We start from the raw sequence: 14,584 nt of genomic DNA on the forward strand, positions 1-14,584 counted from the left end.
GAGGCCCCATGAAACCGCCCATCCTGCTTGCCCTCTCGCTGCTGCTCGCGGCCTGCCAGAGCCCCAACCCGTACAAGGCCGAATCCCGCCCGCTGCCGCCCGCGCCCCCGGAGGCCGCCACCACCTTCGACAGCAGCGCCTACCCCGCCGCGCCCCGGGACTTCGGCCGCTACCGCAGCTGGACCTGGGCGGACGGCCGCCTGCCCGCCGGCACCCACTGGTCCACCCCCGAGCAGATGGCCGAGATGGTCAACGCCGGCCTCGACCAGCACGGCCTGCGCCAGGCCCGCAATCCCGCCGAAGCGGACCTCAAGGTCAGCGCCACCCTGCGCTACGAAAGGCGCCTGCGGCAGTACGACGACTATGCCGGCGCCTACTACGGCAACGGTCCCTGGCGCGACCAGTACGGCGCCTGGGCCTCGGTGCCCATCGTCCGCACCTACGAGGAACAGGTGGGCGTGGTCTACCTGGAGTTCTACGACGCCCGCGACAACCAGCCGGTGTGGAGCGGCAGCGCCGAGACCCGCGCCAACGGCAGTCGATCGCAGAACGTCGACGCCCTGCGCGAGGCCGTGGAAGAGGCGCTCGACGGCTACCCGCCCCACTGAGCGGGAGCCTGGCGGAGACGCTCACCGGCCCGCGTCCGGGCGTTCACAAAGCCCTTGCCGGCCGCTCTGCCATGCGCTTCGATAAGGGTTCCGGCACAGGAGGCTCCACCATGTTCCGCCGCACGTTTCTGCTCGCCAGCGTCATGCTCCTGGCCGCCTGCCAGAGCTACGAAGTGAACCGCGACTACGACAGCTCACGCGACTTCGGCGCCTACCGCAGCTGGGCCTGGAAGGAACCCGCCCTGCAGTACAGCCCCGACGATCCGCGCATCAAGAGCGACCTCACCGAGCAACGCATCCGCGAGGCCGTCGGCCAGCAACTGGACCAGCGTGGCCTGCGCCCGGCCGCCAAGGGCACGGCCGACCTCACCGTGCAAGCCTGGCTCATCGTCGACGAACGCCAGCAGCAGACCAGCTACAACTACGGCGGCTACTGGGGAGGCTATTGGGGCGGCTACTGGGGCGGCCCGGCCTACACCGAAACCCGCACCTACCACTACAAGGTCGCTACCCTCCAGGTGGACCTGTTCGACGGCAAGGACGGCAAGCTGGTCTGGCGCGGCAGCGCCGAACAGATCATGAAGAGCGCGCCCCCCAGCCCCGCCGAGCGCGAAGCCGCCATCCGCGAGACAGTGGCCAAAGTCATCGAACAATACCCGCCCCGCTGAGAACCCCATGCCCGAGCTGCAGCATCGCCCCGCCCGCACCGAAGACCTCGCCGAAATCGTCCGCTTTCCCCAGGATGCGGACGAACTCTTCTACGCCTACCCCAAGGCCAGTTGGCCGCTCACCGTCGGCCAGCTCGCCGCCGCCATGGCCGAGCGCCGGGGCAGCACCGTCGCCCTGCTGGACGGCCAGGTGGCCGGCTTCGCCAACTTCTACCAATGGCAGCACGGCGAGTACTGCGCCCTGGGCAACATGATGGTGGCCCCCTGGGCCCGGGGCCAGGGCGTCGCCCAGTACCTGATCCGCGCCATGGAGCGCCAGGCCCGCGAGCAGTACAGGGCCCCCCTGATGAAAATCTCCTGCTTCAACGCCAACACCGGTGGCCTGCTGCTCTACAGCCGCCTCGGCTACCAGCCCCGCAGCATCGTCGAACGCCGCACCCCCGACGGCCAGCGGGTCGCCCTGGTGCAGATGGACAAGGCCCTGCGCCTCGACTGAACCGATCAGCGCCTTGCGCCCCTCCGACGGCCCTCGCCACTAGACTTATCCACATGGCACCCAGCGTGCCCGACGGGGAGCGGGAAGCTCCTCCATGCATGCCGACAACGCCGACTTCTCGGGAGTGACCAGCCGGCCCCTGGCAGGAGGTGTCCCATGACCATGATCACCCAGCTGCAAAGCTGCCTCGCGCAACACAAGACCCGGTTCGACGTACTCGGCCACACTCCGTCCATGACCACCCGCGAAGCCGCGCGCCGCGCCGGCATCCCGCCGCAACAGATGGCCAAACCGGTGATCCTCGACGACTTCCAGGGCCACTGGCTGATGGCCGTGGTGCCTGCCTCGCGCCATGTCGATCTGGGCAAGGTCCACAAGCTCACCCACCGCCACTGGCGCCTGGTACGCGAACAGGACTTCGGCAAACGCTTCGCCGACTGCGAACTGGGTGCCATCCCCGCCGTTGGCAACCTCTTCGGCCTCGACACCCTGGTGGACCAGTCCCTCGCCGAACAGCCGGACATCTACTTCGAGTCCGGCCGACACGACGAACTGGTGCACATGAGCGGCAAGCAATACATGGCGCTGATACCGGAAGCAAAAAGCGGCAAGCTCTGCGAGTGAGCCGGAGTCGAGTACCCGGAGGCGCCATGGCCCCCGGTTGCCGATCACCAGTAGCCGGAAACGCCGGGCCGCAAGGGGGCGCTTCGCCCTCCTGAAACGACAAGGCCCCGAATCGGGGCCTTGTGTCTGTGGATCGCCTGGGTCGATCAGGGCTTGTACTGCGCCTGGGCCACGCACCACTTGCTCGCCGGGTCCTTGGAGCGGGTGCAGGAGTTGCGGAAGATCACCTGGGCGTGCTTCTGGCAGCTCTGGAACTGCTTGGTGCCCTTCTCGTTCTTGCTGCACACCGAATCCAGGGCGATGGCGCCGTTGCGCTCCTGCCAGTTCAGGTAGTAGTTGTTGCTTTCCTTGGCGCCTTTGGCGGCAGGCGTGGCCGCGAAGCTGACGCTGGCCATCAGGACCAGGACGCTACCCAGTGCGAATCGGATGCTCATCTCAACTCCTTATATATCGCCTTCGCGCAAGTGCGCCTTCTGTGAGGCGCTGCCTTGGAGCGGTCAACGCTTTTGCTGTGCAGATCATTCGAATGATCAGGCAATCCACCTGCAACTGCCTGCTTCCGGGCGATGCCGCACCCGGAAGAACTGTCGCGAATAGTGCTAATCAGTATGGAATGCCGCAAGCCTCATGCATCCGAATGGCTCGACCGTCCGTCGCAATTTCAGTCTCGACACTAAGAAGAAAACGCAAGCCACTGAAAATACTGAAAAAGCTAAAACACACGAATGCCGTGATTATTTGAGCCGCCACGGGATGCGATGCAGCGGAGCCACGCAGGGCTTCGCTACAGGGCGAACGATAGGAGTCGCCTTGTGGATACTGTCTTCTCCATCCGAGGACGACAGTTCCAAAGCGGTCCTGAGTGATGACATCAAGCCAGGGACTTTCCAAGGGCCAGCAACGTCATCAGCCCGGCACCAATGCTGATGCTGAAACTCAGCAATGTTCCCAGCAGGATGTATTCACTACGGGCGTGGTGATTGGCCCCCTTCACCTCGTTGAACCGCAGGATGCTCTTGGCCGTCAGAAGAAATCCCACGGCCTCCCACTGCTGCAACAAGACGAATGTAAGAATCATCGAGCGTTCCAGGTATCCGACAAGCGCCCCCGCATTCTTCAGAGACCCATCATCTTTCCCGGTAAGCGAAGCCATCCAGGGCTGCAGCATGGCTGCGATGATTCTGGAAGCCGGCTGCAACATCGCGATATACGCCAGCACAATCACCAGAAGCTCCAGGGTCAGGGTGTTTTTGAGGAGGATCGGCAACTCGAGCCAGTAGTGTTCGTTGGTCAGCCATATCACCAGAAGCCCCAAAAGATTGCCTATGAGTTCGACAGCCAGCCCTGCAGCAACCCCAGCTCCGAACTGCACGACACCGTGACCAAGCAGCCAGCGGTAGAGCGCGAATGCCATGCCGGCGGCCGACGCGAACGACCAGGTGCTTCCAAATGCCAGCAACAGCACGGCGACGCAAAGCCCATGCAGTAAAGCTGACACCACCGGAAAGACCCTGGGCCAGGAGACCCGCTCCTGCTGGCGTCGCAATGGACATACGAACTCCAGCAACAGGAAGCCCAGTATCAGGAACAGCAATAACAGCCGTGACTCATCCATGTCGTAACAACTCCTCGATCCATTTTCTGGAGCACTCCAGATAGCGCTCAACCAGGCGAGCATTCGCTCGTTGCAGAGCCTTGTTTACCGTGACGCGGGATTTTCCGAGCAAGTCCGCGGTGCCTTGCTGATCCAGCCCCGCCAGGGTCTGGAGAAAGTAGGTTTGCGCCTCAACGGCAGTCCATCCGTCGATGATTGCCGCCACAAACTCGGTGGCCAGCTCCAGGCGCTCCAACAAGCGCTCATCGCGGCTGAATAGCGCCAGGCGGCTCTTCTTCATGCCATCCAGGCCCCGGCCGGACAACACGAATGCCTCGCCAAATCCCCCCCGAGCATCCACCTGGCCCAAGCCAACGGCAATCCGCGCATCCCAGCGCTCTGTGGCGGGACTCGCGGCGATCAGCCCGGCGCGCAGAAGCACGGCGCAACGCATCGCCTCACTGGCGTCCCCCGGGACTAGTTGAAATCCATCGCCTCGATATGTCTCGGCCTGGAAGGCGAAACGCCCCTCCAGCTTGCGCAGGACTTCATGGAGGCCATCGACATAGGCCAAGACGTCGCGAGCCGCCTGGGAATGAACCAGATCACCGGTCAACACTGCCTTGATCGTCATGGAGGCTCCTGACAAGAAAAAACAAGTCAACAGTAGCCTATAAAGGCAACTTATTTAAAAGAATCCTATAAAGGCTACAAAACTTGGAAACGGCATTGCGAGAGGCGTCCCCGAAACACAGTCCTTCACCTGGGAATCAGCGCCAATAACGGGCCGAAGGTATCGATCGCCTTGTAGATATCGTCCTGGGTATCGCCATCCAGACCCGCCACTGTCTCTAGCTCCTCGTACAGCGCCAGCAGGGGGCATCATCAGCCTCGCCTTCGCCTTGCTGGCCCTGCCAGGCTGACCGGCAGGCTTTGCAGGGGGCGATCCGGGATTTTCGACACTTCTTCGACATCCAGCCCGAAACAGCCACCTCCGAATAGCCGAAAGCCCCGAATGGCGGGGCTTTCAGATAGGTAATTGGCGGAAGGCAGTGGGAGTCGAACCCACCCAGGAACGGCTGCCGTCCCCCACCGGGTTTGAAGCCCGGCCACGCCACCGGGCGTGCTTGCCTTCCATGTTGATCTATAAGGCTTTTTCCGTGCCTACCTGCTGTGCAAGCGGGTCGGTGTCGAAGTAGTGTCGAAAATCCTGATGCGGACCATACCGGAAAACATCCTGGAAGTGGCCTGGCGCAACGCCAGCCTAGCGCAGAGTGACCAGGCTCACGGGAGCAGCTTGCGCGACATTTCAGCGATGACGATCGAATCGATGCTGCGCAACGCTCTCATCTCCCCGGGGAATGCATGCCCGACCTCGGGCTGCAGCCTGGCTATCTCCTCATTTTCACGTTGCACCTGGTCAATGAGTTGCTCAGCACCTCTGCGAACGGCAGTAGCCAACTGGATCACCTGTGTTCTCGCCGTGGCCGGCTTGATCGCGAGTATCCCGGCCGCCTCGACCAGCAACTCCAGGCTCATGCGCTCCACACGATCTTCACCGGCTATCGGCCAGGCCATGGTCACTGCGCCCGGCCAATGGTCCTTGTCGAAGGCCTTGGTGGTCCAGACGGCGGTACTCAGCAGGTCATAGAAGGGTGCCAGCTCCAGCCCACCAGGCTTCATGAAGAAGCTGAGGTTCTTCAAGTGTGCATCGGTGTTGCCGACCAGGACATTGAACGTCAGCCATTGGAAAAGCTGCAGCCTGGCTCTGGCGGGAATGCGGCACATCGCGCTCAACTCACCCAAGCGCTCGACGCTCCCCGCGTGGTACTTGGTCGTCCTATCCAGATTGAGGACCTGACAGGCGTCCAGGCAGTGAAGCCTTGTCCACCCGCTAGCAGTACGAGTCCTATCGAACCTCTCGACCAGGTAGACCGGCATGGGAATGTACTTTCGGGTCACGACCGGAACAGGCAGGCCCACCTTCCTGGCGAGCGTCATCACGAACCACTCGTTGATCACCGAATGGGCAAAGTCGCCGCTCGGGTGATCCGGCTTGAGGATGTGTGTCGAGGGTTCGTTGCCGCCTGGTTCCAGGAACTCACCCTCCTCAACACGGAGCGCGACTTTGTGTTGTGCCCCGGCCAGCGACATCCGTTTGAAGGACTGCTCGGCCAAGGGGATTCGAGGCATTTTCCGAATGCGCTCAGCCATCGCATCAAACGCAAGCGCTCGTAGCTCACCTGGCTCGGGCACTTGGTCAGGGGGCAGCAAGGTGATGGACCCGGCCGATTCGGCACCGAAGTGCTGCAGCATCCCGAATGCATCCTCACCCCCCACGCCGGCACTTGCGGCAATGAGCTGGCGTTGCCCTTCTTCCGGGAGCAGGTTGTCGAAGAACCACTGAACGGGACGGTCGCTTGCACCGTCAACGCAGGATTCCACCCTCAGCGGCAAACTCGGGCTGATGGCGTAGGCATCACGATTGCTCAGCCAGTCCTGGGTATAGGTGAATGTCCATAAGCCATTGCGTTCGGCCAGAACACCGACCTGATCGAAGTTGATCCAGACGTACAGTTGGCGATCCATCAGCGCGCCTTGTCGCTCAGGGACTTTTCAATGGCGAACATCAAGCGCCCCAAGTCATCAGAACTCGACGTGCTCGTGCTGGGGCTCATCGTCATGGCCGGTTTGTTGAATGCTCGAACGATCTGAGCTCTCGTTTCCCCGGCAATCTCATCGGGAACCTCCACCGACACTTTCAGCCCCAGTTCCTGCATGACCTGGAAGAGCAGCCCCCATTGCACGGTTTCACCGCCGCGTTCGACCTTGCCGAGGAAGTTCTCGCTCACACCGATAACACCAGCGGCCACGTCCTGGCGCATGTTCATGGCCTTTCGACAGGCCCGGATGAGGTGGCCCAAGGCTTTGGGAGAATCGATAGGCACATTCACTGAAAAATCCCCACGCCCATAAGGAAAAGATGAGCAACGTTGAACCAAGCTGAAAAAACCACATAGTCGTGAGGATTACATCGATCAAGAGGCTTGGCCAATAATAATCCTCACGAACGAGAGGATTATAGTCGCAGAATAGACCTGGCTTGAAAAATCCTCACGATTGCGAGGATTCCTTCTGGGCGAGCGGAGAAGCAGTGAAGAACTGTCGAAAATCCCTGGTGGGGCCGTATTCCAGAACGTCCTGGAAGTGGCCTGGCGCAACGCGCTGAACTCACCGGGGAATGCTCGACTGGGCTCAGTCGGGCCCAAGGTAGTTCTCAGCCCGGCTCGCGAATCGGCTGCAGGGAACGGATGTAGGCCCAGAAGACTTCATGGGGAAACGCCTTCGGGTCCAGGGCGTTGACCACCACGAAATGCCCATGCTCGTAGATGCCCTCCTTCGGCAGCACCACGCCCAGCACATGGAGGCAGCGCCAGACGGACTCCGGGTCTTCGTCCCAGCCCAGTTCCATCAGCACCGTTTGCCCGAGGCAGGACAGCGCGGTGGCGCTGTCGATGGCGGCGCACTGGCTGGACATGTCAGTAGTCCCCCGCCGAGAACTCGGTTTTGCCCTTGAGCAGGTCTTCCCGCAGACGGGCGAGGTTGACCATGCGGAAGCCGGCCAGCTTCAGGCTCGGGATGGTGCCGTCGTCCACCCAGGCAATGGCCTCTTCGATGGATACGCCGGTCATTTCGGCGAAGGTCTTCACGCTGCACAGGGCCAGGCTTTCATCCTTGCTCATGGGGTCCACTCCTTTTTCAGCAGTTCGCAGGTCAGCAACGCGACGTTGACCATCAGGTGCTTGCCGACCTGGTGGGAGGGGATGGAGCCGTTGCGGATCCATCCCCAAACGATGTTGTGTTCGTCGCCCATCCTTATCCAGTCGGCGAACACGCGCCTGGGCATCAGTGGCGGTGGGCTGAGCAGGTCGTTGAGCGTCAGATTGGTTCCTTCCACATCCTTGGCCTTTATTGCACCATGTCGGTCTTTGATGGGCTTGAGTGAAACTCAAGTCAATAATTACCCCAAGTCAATTATTGACCCATTACCTCACCGAGTCAATAGTTACCCTGATTAACACGGTTGAACTTAGCTATATGGATAGCTCGGCAGATAGAGCGCGCTTATTGATCAAGAAGGTCGGGCCGAAGAAGCTCAGCGTCTTGAGCGAAACCGACCACAGCAGATGGCTGAACGTCAGCAAAGGAGCCGTCCGCGTCAGCAGCGAAGAGATCGACGTATTGGTGAAAGCCTTCCCCCAGTACGCCCTGTGGTTGGCCAGCGGCGAAATCATTCCCGAAAAGGGCCAAACCAGCCCCGAATACGACGAGGCGCATTCAGCGGGTTGAGGATGGGTATCGCTGCGCTCAACGCCATTACGTAGTTCGAGCTTCTCGCCGGCCGCTCCTGGCCGATTTCACCCCGTCAAGGACGCCCGCTCCTGGTCGGTTACTACCGACCACTACGGACAGCGATCGGAATTTTAACCCCGCCCCGCTACCGCGCGAACGTCCCTTCCATCAGCTGAACGACCTGCACTCAAGCACTACCCGCCGTGGCGTGGGCCAGCCCCGAGTCTTCCCTGATCCGACGTTCATTGCCGATGCGCCGGGTGAAGCCGACCCGGTCGAAGTATTCGAGCAGCTGGATGCTGCGCTTGCGCCCCAGGCCGATGTGGTCGCGCCAGGCGGCGGTCCCGATGGTGCCCTGTTGCTGCTGCAGTTGCTGGGCCAGGGCCGTCAGTTGGCGGATGGTGCTGTCGGGATAGAAGAGGTCCTTGACCACCTGATGCAGCAGTCCGAGGCGGGCGAGTTTGCGTTGCAGCAGGCGCATGGCGCCTTCGTCCACCTGGAGCTCCCGGGCCAGGTCGCGGACCCAGGGCGGGTCGAAGCGGCCGGCTTCCAGCAGGGGCCAGAGGCGCTGGCGCAGGGCTTCGTCGGCGTCGCTCAGTCGGACCTGGTGACCGGGCAGGTGCAGCCAGGGGCCGCTGCTCTGCACGGCGCCGCTGGCCAGTTGGCTGTCCAGCAGGGCGATGAAGACGGGGCGCTCCAGTTCCGGCAGGGCGTAGCGGCGCAGGCGGTCGCGGTCGGGGCCGAGTTCGTCGGGGAGTTCGGCGTGGAAGCGCCCGAGGCCGTCCAGCAACCGGTCTTCCAGGTTCTGCCAGCGCGCCTTGGCGAAGAGGCGCGGGCCTTGGCGGGTGGTGACTTCGATAACCTCATCCGGCAACGACCAGTCGCCACGCGGACGGTTGAACTGGCGCTCCAGCGACTGCGGGTCCAGGCCATTGTGGGCCGTGGCGAGGAGCGTCGGCAGCGCGGATTCCAGGCCGTCGCCTTGCAGGGCCTGCAGCTGGGCGAGACGCTCCGGCGTGCGGCGGTTGCGGGCCGGGGCGAAGGGATCGAGGACGCGGCCGCCGCCCAGGGTGCGCTGGGCGGACTGGTCCCGCAGCACCAGGCGGTCGCCGTGCACGGCATGAGCCGGGGCGTTGAGCAGCACCTGGGCGAAGGCGCGCTGGCCCGGGGCGAGGCTGTTGCCTTGCAGCAGGGCCACGCGGCCGGTGACGTCCTGGGCGCCGAGGTGGATGTGGACCGGCGTCCAGTGCGCGAGGTCATGGGGCTCGCCGGGGAGCAGGTGCAGGTCGATGTCGACACGGGTGGTGGGCGCCATCAGGGCCGGTGCCAGCAGCCAGTCGCCCCGGTGCAGTTGTTCCAGGGCGAGGCGTTCGCCGGCGATGTTGAGGGCCAGGCGCTGGCCGGCGCCGGCCTGCTCCACCGCCTGGTCGCGAGCCCGCAGGCCGCGCACGCGCAGTGTCCTCCCGGAGGGCGCGAGGATCAGTTCGTCCCCCACCCGCACCTGCCCGGCGAAGGCGGTGCCGGTCACCACCACGCCGGCGCCGGAAACGCTGAAGGCGCGGTCGATGGGCAGGCGGAAGTGGCCGCGCTCGCTGCGGCTGGCGGCGTGGGCGGCTTCCGCGAGCATGGCGCCGCGCAGGGCCTCGATGCCCTGCCCGCCCAGGTTATCCACCGGGAAGATCTCCGCACCGCCCAGAGGGCCGGGCGCCAGCAGCGCCGCGACTTCGGCGCGGGCCTGCGCAAGGCGCTCGGCGGACACGCGGTCGACCTTGGTGAGGGCGACCAGGGCGCGGCGGATGCCCAGCAGCTCGGCGATGGCGAGGTGCTCGCGGGTCTGCGGCATGACGCCGTCGTCGGCGGCCACCACCAGCAGCAACAGGTCGATGCCGCAGGCGCCGGCCAGCATGTTGTGGACGAAGCGCTCGTGGCCCGGCACGTCGATGAAGGAGGTGCTCTGGCCGTCGCCGAGGTCGGCGTGGAGGTAACCGAGGTCGATGGTGATGCCGCGCTCGCGCTCGGCGGGGCGGCGGTCGCCCTGCTGGCCGGTGAGGGCCTTGAGCAGGGCGGTCTTGCCGTGGTCGATGTGGCCTGCGGTGCCGACGATCACGCCATGCCCCCGTCGAGGTGAGGCAGCTGGGCGAGGAAGGCGGGCTCGTCGTCCAGTTGGCGGAGGTCGAGCCAGAGGGCGTCGTCGTCGAGACGGCCGATCACCGGGATGGGCAGGGTGCGCAGGCTTTCTTCCAGCTGCCGCAGGGCGCGGCCGCGCAGTCGCCTGGGCTGCTGCGGGCGCAGGCAGAGGGCGGCGCTGGGCAGCCGGGCCACGGGCTGGGCGCCGCTGCCGATCATGCCGAGGGCGGGTTCGACGCTGACCTGCCAGGCTCCGCCAAGCTGGGTGGCCAGCGGCGCAGCCAGGCGTTGGGCTTGGGCAAGGATGTCGGGCTGCGGGCGGCTGAGCAGGCGCAGGGTGGTGAGGCGTTCGGCGAGGCGCTCGGGGTCGCGGTAGAGGGCGAGCACCGCTTCCAGCGCGGCGAGGGTGAGCTTGTCCACCCGCAGGGCGCGCTTGAGGGGGTTCTTCTTGATGCGGCCGATCAGTTCCTTGCTGCCGAGGATGAGCCCGGCCTGGGGGCCGCCGAGAAGCTTGTCGCCGCTGAAGGTGACGATGTCGGCGCCGTCGCGCAGGGCTTCCTGCACCGTGGGTTCCCTGGGCAGGCCCCAGCGGGTGAGGTCCACCAGGGTGCCGCTGCCGAGGTCTTCCAGCAGGGGCAGGCCATGGGCGTGGGCGATGCGCGCGAGTTCGGGGGTGGCGACGCTCGCGGTGAAGCCCTGCACGCTGTAGTTGCTGGTGTGCACGCGCATCAGCAGGCCGGTGCGGGGGTTGATGACGGCCTCGTAGTCCTTGGCGTGGGTGCGGTTGGTGGTGCCCACCTCGACCAGCTTCACGCCGGCGCGGGCCATGATGTCGGGGATGCGGAAGGCGCCGCCGATCTCGATCAGTTCGCCCCGGCTGATGACGCCTTCCTTGCGCGCGCCGAGGCTGTTGAGGGCGAGCAGCACGGCGGCGGCGTTGTTGTTGACCACGGTGACGGCTTCGGCGCCGGTGAGTTCGCGGACCAGGCCGGTGATGAGGTCGTCGCGGTCGCCACGCTTGCCGCTGGCGAGGTCGAACTCGAGGTTCAGCGGGTAGCGGGCGGCCAGGGTGATGGCCTCGATGGCTTCGTCCGGCATCAGGGCGCGGCCGAGGTTGGTGTGCAGGACGGTGCCGGTGAGGTTGAACACCCGGCGCACGCGGCTGGCGTGCCAGGCGGCGAGGCGTTCGCCGGCGCGTCCGGCGAGCACGGCTTCGCTGAGTTCGACGGCGGCGAGGTGCCCCTGGCGCACGGGTTCGCGCAGTTCATCCAGCAGGTCGCGCAGGGTTTTCAGCAGGGGCTCGCGGCCGTAGCGCTGTTGCAGCGGCGCGCAGGCCGGGCTGCGCAGCAGGCGGTCGACGGAGGGCAGGCGTGGGGCCGACATGGGCATTCCTTAGCGCGGGGCGTTCGGGTCCATTGATCAGTCTAGGCGCTCACTCTCCGCCGGGCGCCAGCAGCAGGTTGGGCGCGCGGCGCAGGTAGCCTTCGTCGGCCAGGCGCATGTCGAGGTCGAGGCTGGCGAGGTCGTCGGCCTGGGCCTCGGCGTCGGCATCGAATTCCAGGTAGCAGTGCTTGAGGTAGCTCTGGCAGCCGGGGCAGGTCTCGGCGCGCAGGGGCGCCTGCTCCGCCGTGCGGCCGAGGCGTTCGAGCGAGAAGTAGGCGAGGTGCTTGCTCTCCTGGCAGTGGCTGCATTTCAGCCTTACGTAGTGCCATTCGCAGGAACACAGGGAGCAGGACAGGTAGCGCAGGCCGTTGTGCTTGCCACGGTGGCGGATCATGCCCGCGACCGGCGGCGAGCCGCAGGCCGGACAGAGGGTCCTGGTGTCGTTCTCCACCAGGGCGCCTTCGGGCAGGGCCAGCAGCCAATGGCTGAAGGCCACTTGCAGGGCGGCACCGATGAAGGGGGCGATGGCCGGGGGCAGTAGGTCGAACTGGCCGCTGAGCAGGCTCACGCCCCAGGCCTTGCGCTGGTCGGGATCGGCGCCGCGCAGCTGCGCCAGTGCCTCGCCGACAGCGGGATTGGCCGCCCCCTGGAGGCGCTCCAGCAGGGCGTCGACGGCGGCGAGCCAGCCATCGGCGCGCACCAGGCTTTCGAAGGGTATCGGCGGCATGCGGTGCTCGCGACTGCGGGCGATGGCCGCAGGCGCGGGGCCCGGCAGCGGGGGCGGATTGTCCAGCACCTGTTGCTGGGCCTCACAGAGGTTCGCGATCAGCAGCAGGTAGCCCGCCAGCGGATGGCCCTGGGCAAGCGACCGTAGCCGCTCGGCGCGGCGAATGAAGAGATCGCGCCCCGGCAGGTGGAGGAAGGGGGGGATGTTGGCGGCAGCTTCGATCTGTCCGGGTTCGAGTATCTGGCCTGACACGCAGGACTCCTTGCTGGGTTGGGCCCGGGCGGCCTGGCTGCCCGGGAGAATGGGGTTGATCGGGGTATCGGCGTGGAGCGCCGGAAGGCGGTGGACTGAACCCGAAGGCGATCAGTGCTTGCCGCTCTCCCCTTTGCTGACCTCCTTGTACCAGCCCGGGTGGTGCTTGCGGGCCCAGCCTCGGCTGACCCAGCCGTAGAGCATGGCGCCGATGGAGCCCTTGACCCAGATGCCGGCGTAGATGTGGACGATGATGCTGCAGATCAGCACCCAGGCGGCGAAGGCGTGGAGCAGCGCGGCGAGGCGGATGAGGTCGATGCCGAACAGGTGGCTGAAGTACTGCCGCCAGATGACCACGCCGGTGGCCAGCAGCACCAGCATGGAAAGGAGCAGCACCCAGAAGAGGATCTTCTGTCCGGCGTTGTAGCGGCCGACTTCCGGCAGTTTGTCCTCTCGGTTGGCGACCACGTCCTTCCACTGCCGGAGCCATTGGCCGTCGTTCTTCTCCCAGCGGTTGTGGTGGGCGAAGCGCATCGCCATGAAGAGGAAGAAGAGGAACATCGCCACGCCGAGGAAGGGGTGCAGGATGCGCGTCCAGGCCCCTCCGCCGAAGAGGTGGGTGAGCCAGAACAGGGCCGGGTGGAACAGCGCCAGGCCGGAGAGCCCGGCAAGCACGAAGAGGATGGCCACCGCCCAGTGGTTGCTGCGCTCGGAGGAGGTGTAGCGTTGGATGTGCTTGTTCATGTCTGACTCCGTTCTTGGGGCGGGCTACCCTCGCCCCTGCCCTCTCCCGGGGGGAGAGGGGGTAAAAGTCGCCTCAACTCGGTGCCTTGGGGTCGACCTCATGCACGGACGGGTCGACCTTGTGGACCGCCGCATCGCCCTGGGGCGCCTCGTCTTCCTCCACGCGGTTCGGACCCACCCGCACGTAGTGGAAGAAGCCGAACAGCGCCACCGCGCCCATGGCCAGCAGGGCGAAGGGCTTGGTGATGCCCTTCCACAGGCTGACCATGGGGCTGATGGCCGGATCGGCCGGCAGGCCGGCGTAGAGCGAGGGCTGGTCGGCATGGTGCAGCACGTACATGACGTGGGTGCCGCCGACGCCCGCCGGGTCGTACAGGCCCGCCTTCTCGAAGCCCCGGGACTTGAGGTCGGTGATGCGCTCGGCGGCGTGCTCCTTCATGGCCTCCTTGCTGCCGAAGACGATGGCCCCGGTGGGACAGGTCTTCACGCAGGCAGGCTCCAGGCCCACGGACACCCGGTCGGAACAGAGGCTGCACTTGTAGGCCTTGTGGTCCTTCTGGGAGATGCGCGGGATGTCGAAGGGGCAGCCGGTGATGCAATAGCCGCAGCCGATGCACTTGTCCTGGTTGAAGTCGACGATGCCGTTGGCGTACTTCACGATGGCGCCGGGACTCGGGCAGGCCGCGAGGCAGCCCGGCTCGGCGCAGTGCATGCAGCCGTCCTTGCGGATCAGCCATTCGAGGTTGCCGGCGTCGTTCTCGTGCTCGGTGAAGCGCATCACCGTCCAGGAGTCGGCGGTGAGGTCGGTGGGGTTGTCGTAGGTGCCGTGGTTCTGGCCCACCTCGTCGCGCAGGTCGTTCCATTCCGAACAGGCGACCTGGCAGGCCTTGCAACCGATGCACTTGGAAACGTCGATCAGCTTGGCCACCTCGTCCAGCTCCCTGACCGAGGGGCTGGGCGTGGTGGTGGCGGAGCGGGCGATGATGTCTTGTGATGCCATGGCTCAGC

General features: G+C 65.2%; 18 protein-coding genes and 1 tRNA gene. 5 read left to right on the forward strand and 14 right to left on the reverse strand.

All coding sequences use genetic code 11. The annotated features are described in order from the left end of the window. The first annotated feature begins 8 nt into the window (after window positions 1-8). From KF707C_RS25510 to KF707C_RS25525, 4 genes are all read left to right on the forward strand, one after another. Window positions 9-608 (forward strand): DUF4136 domain-containing protein, encoded by a 600-nt coding sequence (locus KF707C_RS25510; protein ID WP_003451105.1) that lies wholly within the window; start codon window positions 9-11, stop codon window positions 606-608. Between the two features lie 110 nt (window positions 609-718). Then, window positions 719-1,276 carry a DUF4136 domain-containing protein gene (locus tag KF707C_RS25515; protein WP_003451101.1) on the forward strand — a complete coding sequence of 186 codons (558 nt, stop codon included), beginning with the start codon at window positions 719-721 and terminating at the stop codon, window positions 1,274-1,276. A 7-nt stretch (window positions 1,277-1,283) separates the two neighbouring features. Then, a complete protein-coding gene (locus KF707C_RS25520; RefSeq protein WP_003451100.1) occupies window positions 1,284-1,772 on the forward strand; it encodes a GNAT family N-acetyltransferase in 489 nt (162 codons plus the stop codon). A 156-nt stretch (window positions 1,773-1,928) separates the two neighbouring features. Then, a complete protein-coding gene (locus KF707C_RS25525; protein ID WP_003451098.1) occupies window positions 1,929-2,396 on the forward strand; it encodes an aminoacyl-tRNA deacylase in 468 nt (155 codons plus the stop codon). 146 nt (window positions 2,397-2,542) lie between these two features. On the opposite strand, the gene KF707C_RS25530 is transcribed toward KF707C_RS25525, so the two are convergent. From KF707C_RS25530 to KF707C_RS25570, 9 genes are all read right to left on the reverse strand, one after another. After that, window positions 2,543-2,830: a hypothetical protein gene (locus tag KF707C_RS25530; protein ID WP_003451096.1), complete on the reverse strand. Its 288-nt coding sequence runs from the start codon at window positions 2,828-2,830 to the stop codon at window positions 2,543-2,545. Between the two features lie 437 nt (window positions 2,831-3,267). Beyond that, window positions 3,268-4,011: a hypothetical protein gene (locus tag KF707C_RS25535; RefSeq protein ID WP_036992573.1), complete on the reverse strand. Its 744-nt coding sequence runs from the start codon at window positions 4,009-4,011 to the stop codon at window positions 3,268-3,270. Then, window positions 4,004-4,624 (reverse strand): hypothetical protein, encoded by a 621-nt coding sequence (locus KF707C_RS25540; protein ID WP_003451090.1) that lies wholly within the window; start codon window positions 4,622-4,624, stop codon window positions 4,004-4,006. The genes KF707C_RS25535 and KF707C_RS25540 overlap by 8 nt, the downstream gene beginning before the upstream one ends. A 406-nt stretch (window positions 4,625-5,030) precedes the next feature. Continuing rightward, window positions 5,031-5,126: transfer RNA gene (locus KF707C_RS25545), tRNA-Sec, on the reverse strand. A 148-nt stretch (window positions 5,127-5,274) separates the two neighbouring features. After that, the gene (locus KF707C_RS25550) at window positions 5,275-6,579 is read right to left on the reverse strand and encodes a HipA domain-containing protein (RefSeq protein WP_003451088.1); all 1,305 of its coding nucleotides are present in this window, start codon (window positions 6,577-6,579) and stop codon (window positions 5,275-5,277) included. Continuing rightward, window positions 6,579-6,881 carry a helix-turn-helix domain-containing protein gene (locus KF707C_RS25555; protein ID WP_003451086.1) on the reverse strand — a complete coding sequence of 101 codons (303 nt, stop codon included), beginning with the start codon at window positions 6,879-6,881 and terminating at the stop codon, window positions 6,579-6,581. Before KF707C_RS25555 ends, KF707C_RS25550 begins: the two co-directional genes overlap by 1 nt. Window positions 6,882-7,267: 386 nt before the next feature. Then, a complete protein-coding gene (locus tag KF707C_RS25560; RefSeq protein ID WP_003451083.1) occupies window positions 7,268-7,528 on the reverse strand; it encodes a hypothetical protein in 261 nt (86 codons plus the stop codon). Between the two features lies 1 nt (window position 7,529). Then, entirely contained in the window at window positions 7,530-7,733 is a 204-nt protein-coding gene (locus KF707C_RS25565; RefSeq protein WP_088190885.1) for a hypothetical protein, read from the reverse strand. Continuing rightward, a complete protein-coding gene (locus KF707C_RS25570) occupies window positions 7,730-7,948 on the reverse strand; it encodes a hypothetical protein (protein ID WP_096368066.1) in 219 nt (72 codons plus the stop codon). Before KF707C_RS25570 ends, KF707C_RS25565 begins: the two co-directional genes overlap by 4 nt. 170 nt (window positions 7,949-8,118) lie before the next feature. Here KF707C_RS25570 and KF707C_RS25575 point away from each other — a divergent pair, with 170 nt between their 5' ends. Further along, window positions 8,119-8,340 carry a hypothetical protein gene (locus KF707C_RS25575; protein ID WP_003452784.1) on the forward strand — a complete coding sequence of 74 codons (222 nt, stop codon included), beginning with the start codon at window positions 8,119-8,121 and terminating at the stop codon, window positions 8,338-8,340. Between the two features lie 190 nt (window positions 8,341-8,530). Here KF707C_RS25575 and selB read toward each other — a convergent pair whose 3' ends face one another. The 5 genes from selB to fdxH all read right to left on the reverse strand — a co-directional run bounded on the left by selB (window position 8,531) and on the right by fdxH (window position 14,576). Continuing rightward, entirely contained in the window at window positions 8,531-10,450 is a 1,920-nt protein-coding gene (gene selB, locus KF707C_RS25580) for a selenocysteine-specific translation elongation factor (protein WP_003452785.1), read from the reverse strand. Continuing rightward, window positions 10,447-11,853 (reverse strand): L-seryl-tRNA(Sec) selenium transferase, encoded by a 1,407-nt coding sequence (gene selA / locus KF707C_RS25585; protein ID WP_003452786.1) that lies wholly within the window; start codon window positions 11,851-11,853, stop codon window positions 10,447-10,449. Before selA ends, selB begins: the two co-directional genes overlap by 4 nt. Before the next feature lie 49 nt (window positions 11,854-11,902). Then, window positions 11,903-12,832 carry a formate dehydrogenase accessory protein FdhE gene (fdhE, locus tag KF707C_RS25590; protein ID WP_003452787.1) on the reverse strand — a complete coding sequence of 310 codons (930 nt, stop codon included), beginning with the start codon at window positions 12,830-12,832 and terminating at the stop codon, window positions 11,903-11,905. 111 nt (window positions 12,833-12,943) lie between these two features. Further along, window positions 12,944-13,576, reverse strand: a complete 633-nt coding sequence (locus KF707C_RS25595) for a formate dehydrogenase subunit gamma (protein ID WP_003452788.1) — start codon at window positions 13,574-13,576, stop codon at window positions 12,944-12,946. Between the two features lie 73 nt (window positions 13,577-13,649). Next, window positions 13,650-14,576, reverse strand: coding sequence for a formate dehydrogenase subunit beta (fdxH, locus tag KF707C_RS25600; protein ID WP_003452790.1), 927 nt, complete (start codon window positions 14,574-14,576; stop codon window positions 13,650-13,652). Window positions 14,577-14,584: the final 8 nt, after the last annotated feature.

This window comes from Pseudomonas furukawaii (genome assembly GCF_002355475.1).
Classification (GTDB): Bacteria; Pseudomonadota; Gammaproteobacteria; order Pseudomonadales; family Pseudomonadaceae; genus Metapseudomonas; species Metapseudomonas furukawaii.

Bases quoted from the DNA above. Each gene is read 5' to 3' on its own strand.
- KF707C_RS25565 (WP_088190885.1), bottom strand. From the start codon at position 7,733: ATGAGCAAGGATGAAAGCCTGGCCCTGTGCAGCGTGAAGACCTTCGCC.
- KF707C_RS25515 (WP_003451101.1), top strand. From the start codon at position 719: ATGTTCCGCCGCACGTTTCTGCTCGCCAGCGTCATGCTCCTGGCCGCC.
- KF707C_RS25540 (WP_003451090.1), bottom strand. From the start codon at position 4,624: ATGACGATCAAGGCAGTGTTGACCGGTGATCTGGTTCATTCCCAGGCG.
- KF707C_RS25595 (WP_003452788.1), bottom strand. From the start codon at position 13,576: ATGAACAAGCACATCCAACGCTACACCTCCTCCGAGCGCAGCAACCAC.
- KF707C_RS25535 (WP_036992573.1), bottom strand. From the start codon at position 4,011: ATGGATGAGTCACGGCTGTTATTGCTGTTCCTGATACTGGGCTTCCTG.
- selA (WP_003452786.1), bottom strand. From the start codon at position 11,853: ATGTCGGCCCCACGCCTGCCCTCCGTCGACCGCCTGCTGCGCAGCCCG.
- fdxH (WP_003452790.1), bottom strand. From the start codon at position 14,576: ATGGCATCACAAGACATCATCGCCCGCTCCGCCACCACCACGCCCAGC.
- KF707C_RS25560 (WP_003451083.1), bottom strand. From the start codon at position 7,528: ATGTCCAGCCAGTGCGCCGCCATCGACAGCGCCACCGCGCTGTCCTGC.
- KF707C_RS25520 (WP_003451100.1), top strand. From the start codon at position 1,284: ATGCCCGAGCTGCAGCATCGCCCCGCCCGCACCGAAGACCTCGCCGAA.
- KF707C_RS25510 (WP_003451105.1), top strand. From the start codon at position 9: ATGAAACCGCCCATCCTGCTTGCCCTCTCGCTGCTGCTCGCGGCCTGC.
- KF707C_RS25530 (WP_003451096.1), bottom strand. From the start codon at position 2,830: ATGAGCATCCGATTCGCACTGGGTAGCGTCCTGGTCCTGATGGCCAGC.
- KF707C_RS25550 (WP_003451088.1), bottom strand. From the start codon at position 6,579: ATGGATCGCCAACTGTACGTCTGGATCAACTTCGATCAGGTCGGTGTT.
- KF707C_RS25555 (WP_003451086.1), bottom strand. From the start codon at position 6,881: ATGAACATGCGCCAGGACGTGGCCGCTGGTGTTATCGGTGTGAGCGAG.
- KF707C_RS25525 (WP_003451098.1), top strand. From the start codon at position 1,929: ATGACCATGATCACCCAGCTGCAAAGCTGCCTCGCGCAACACAAGACC.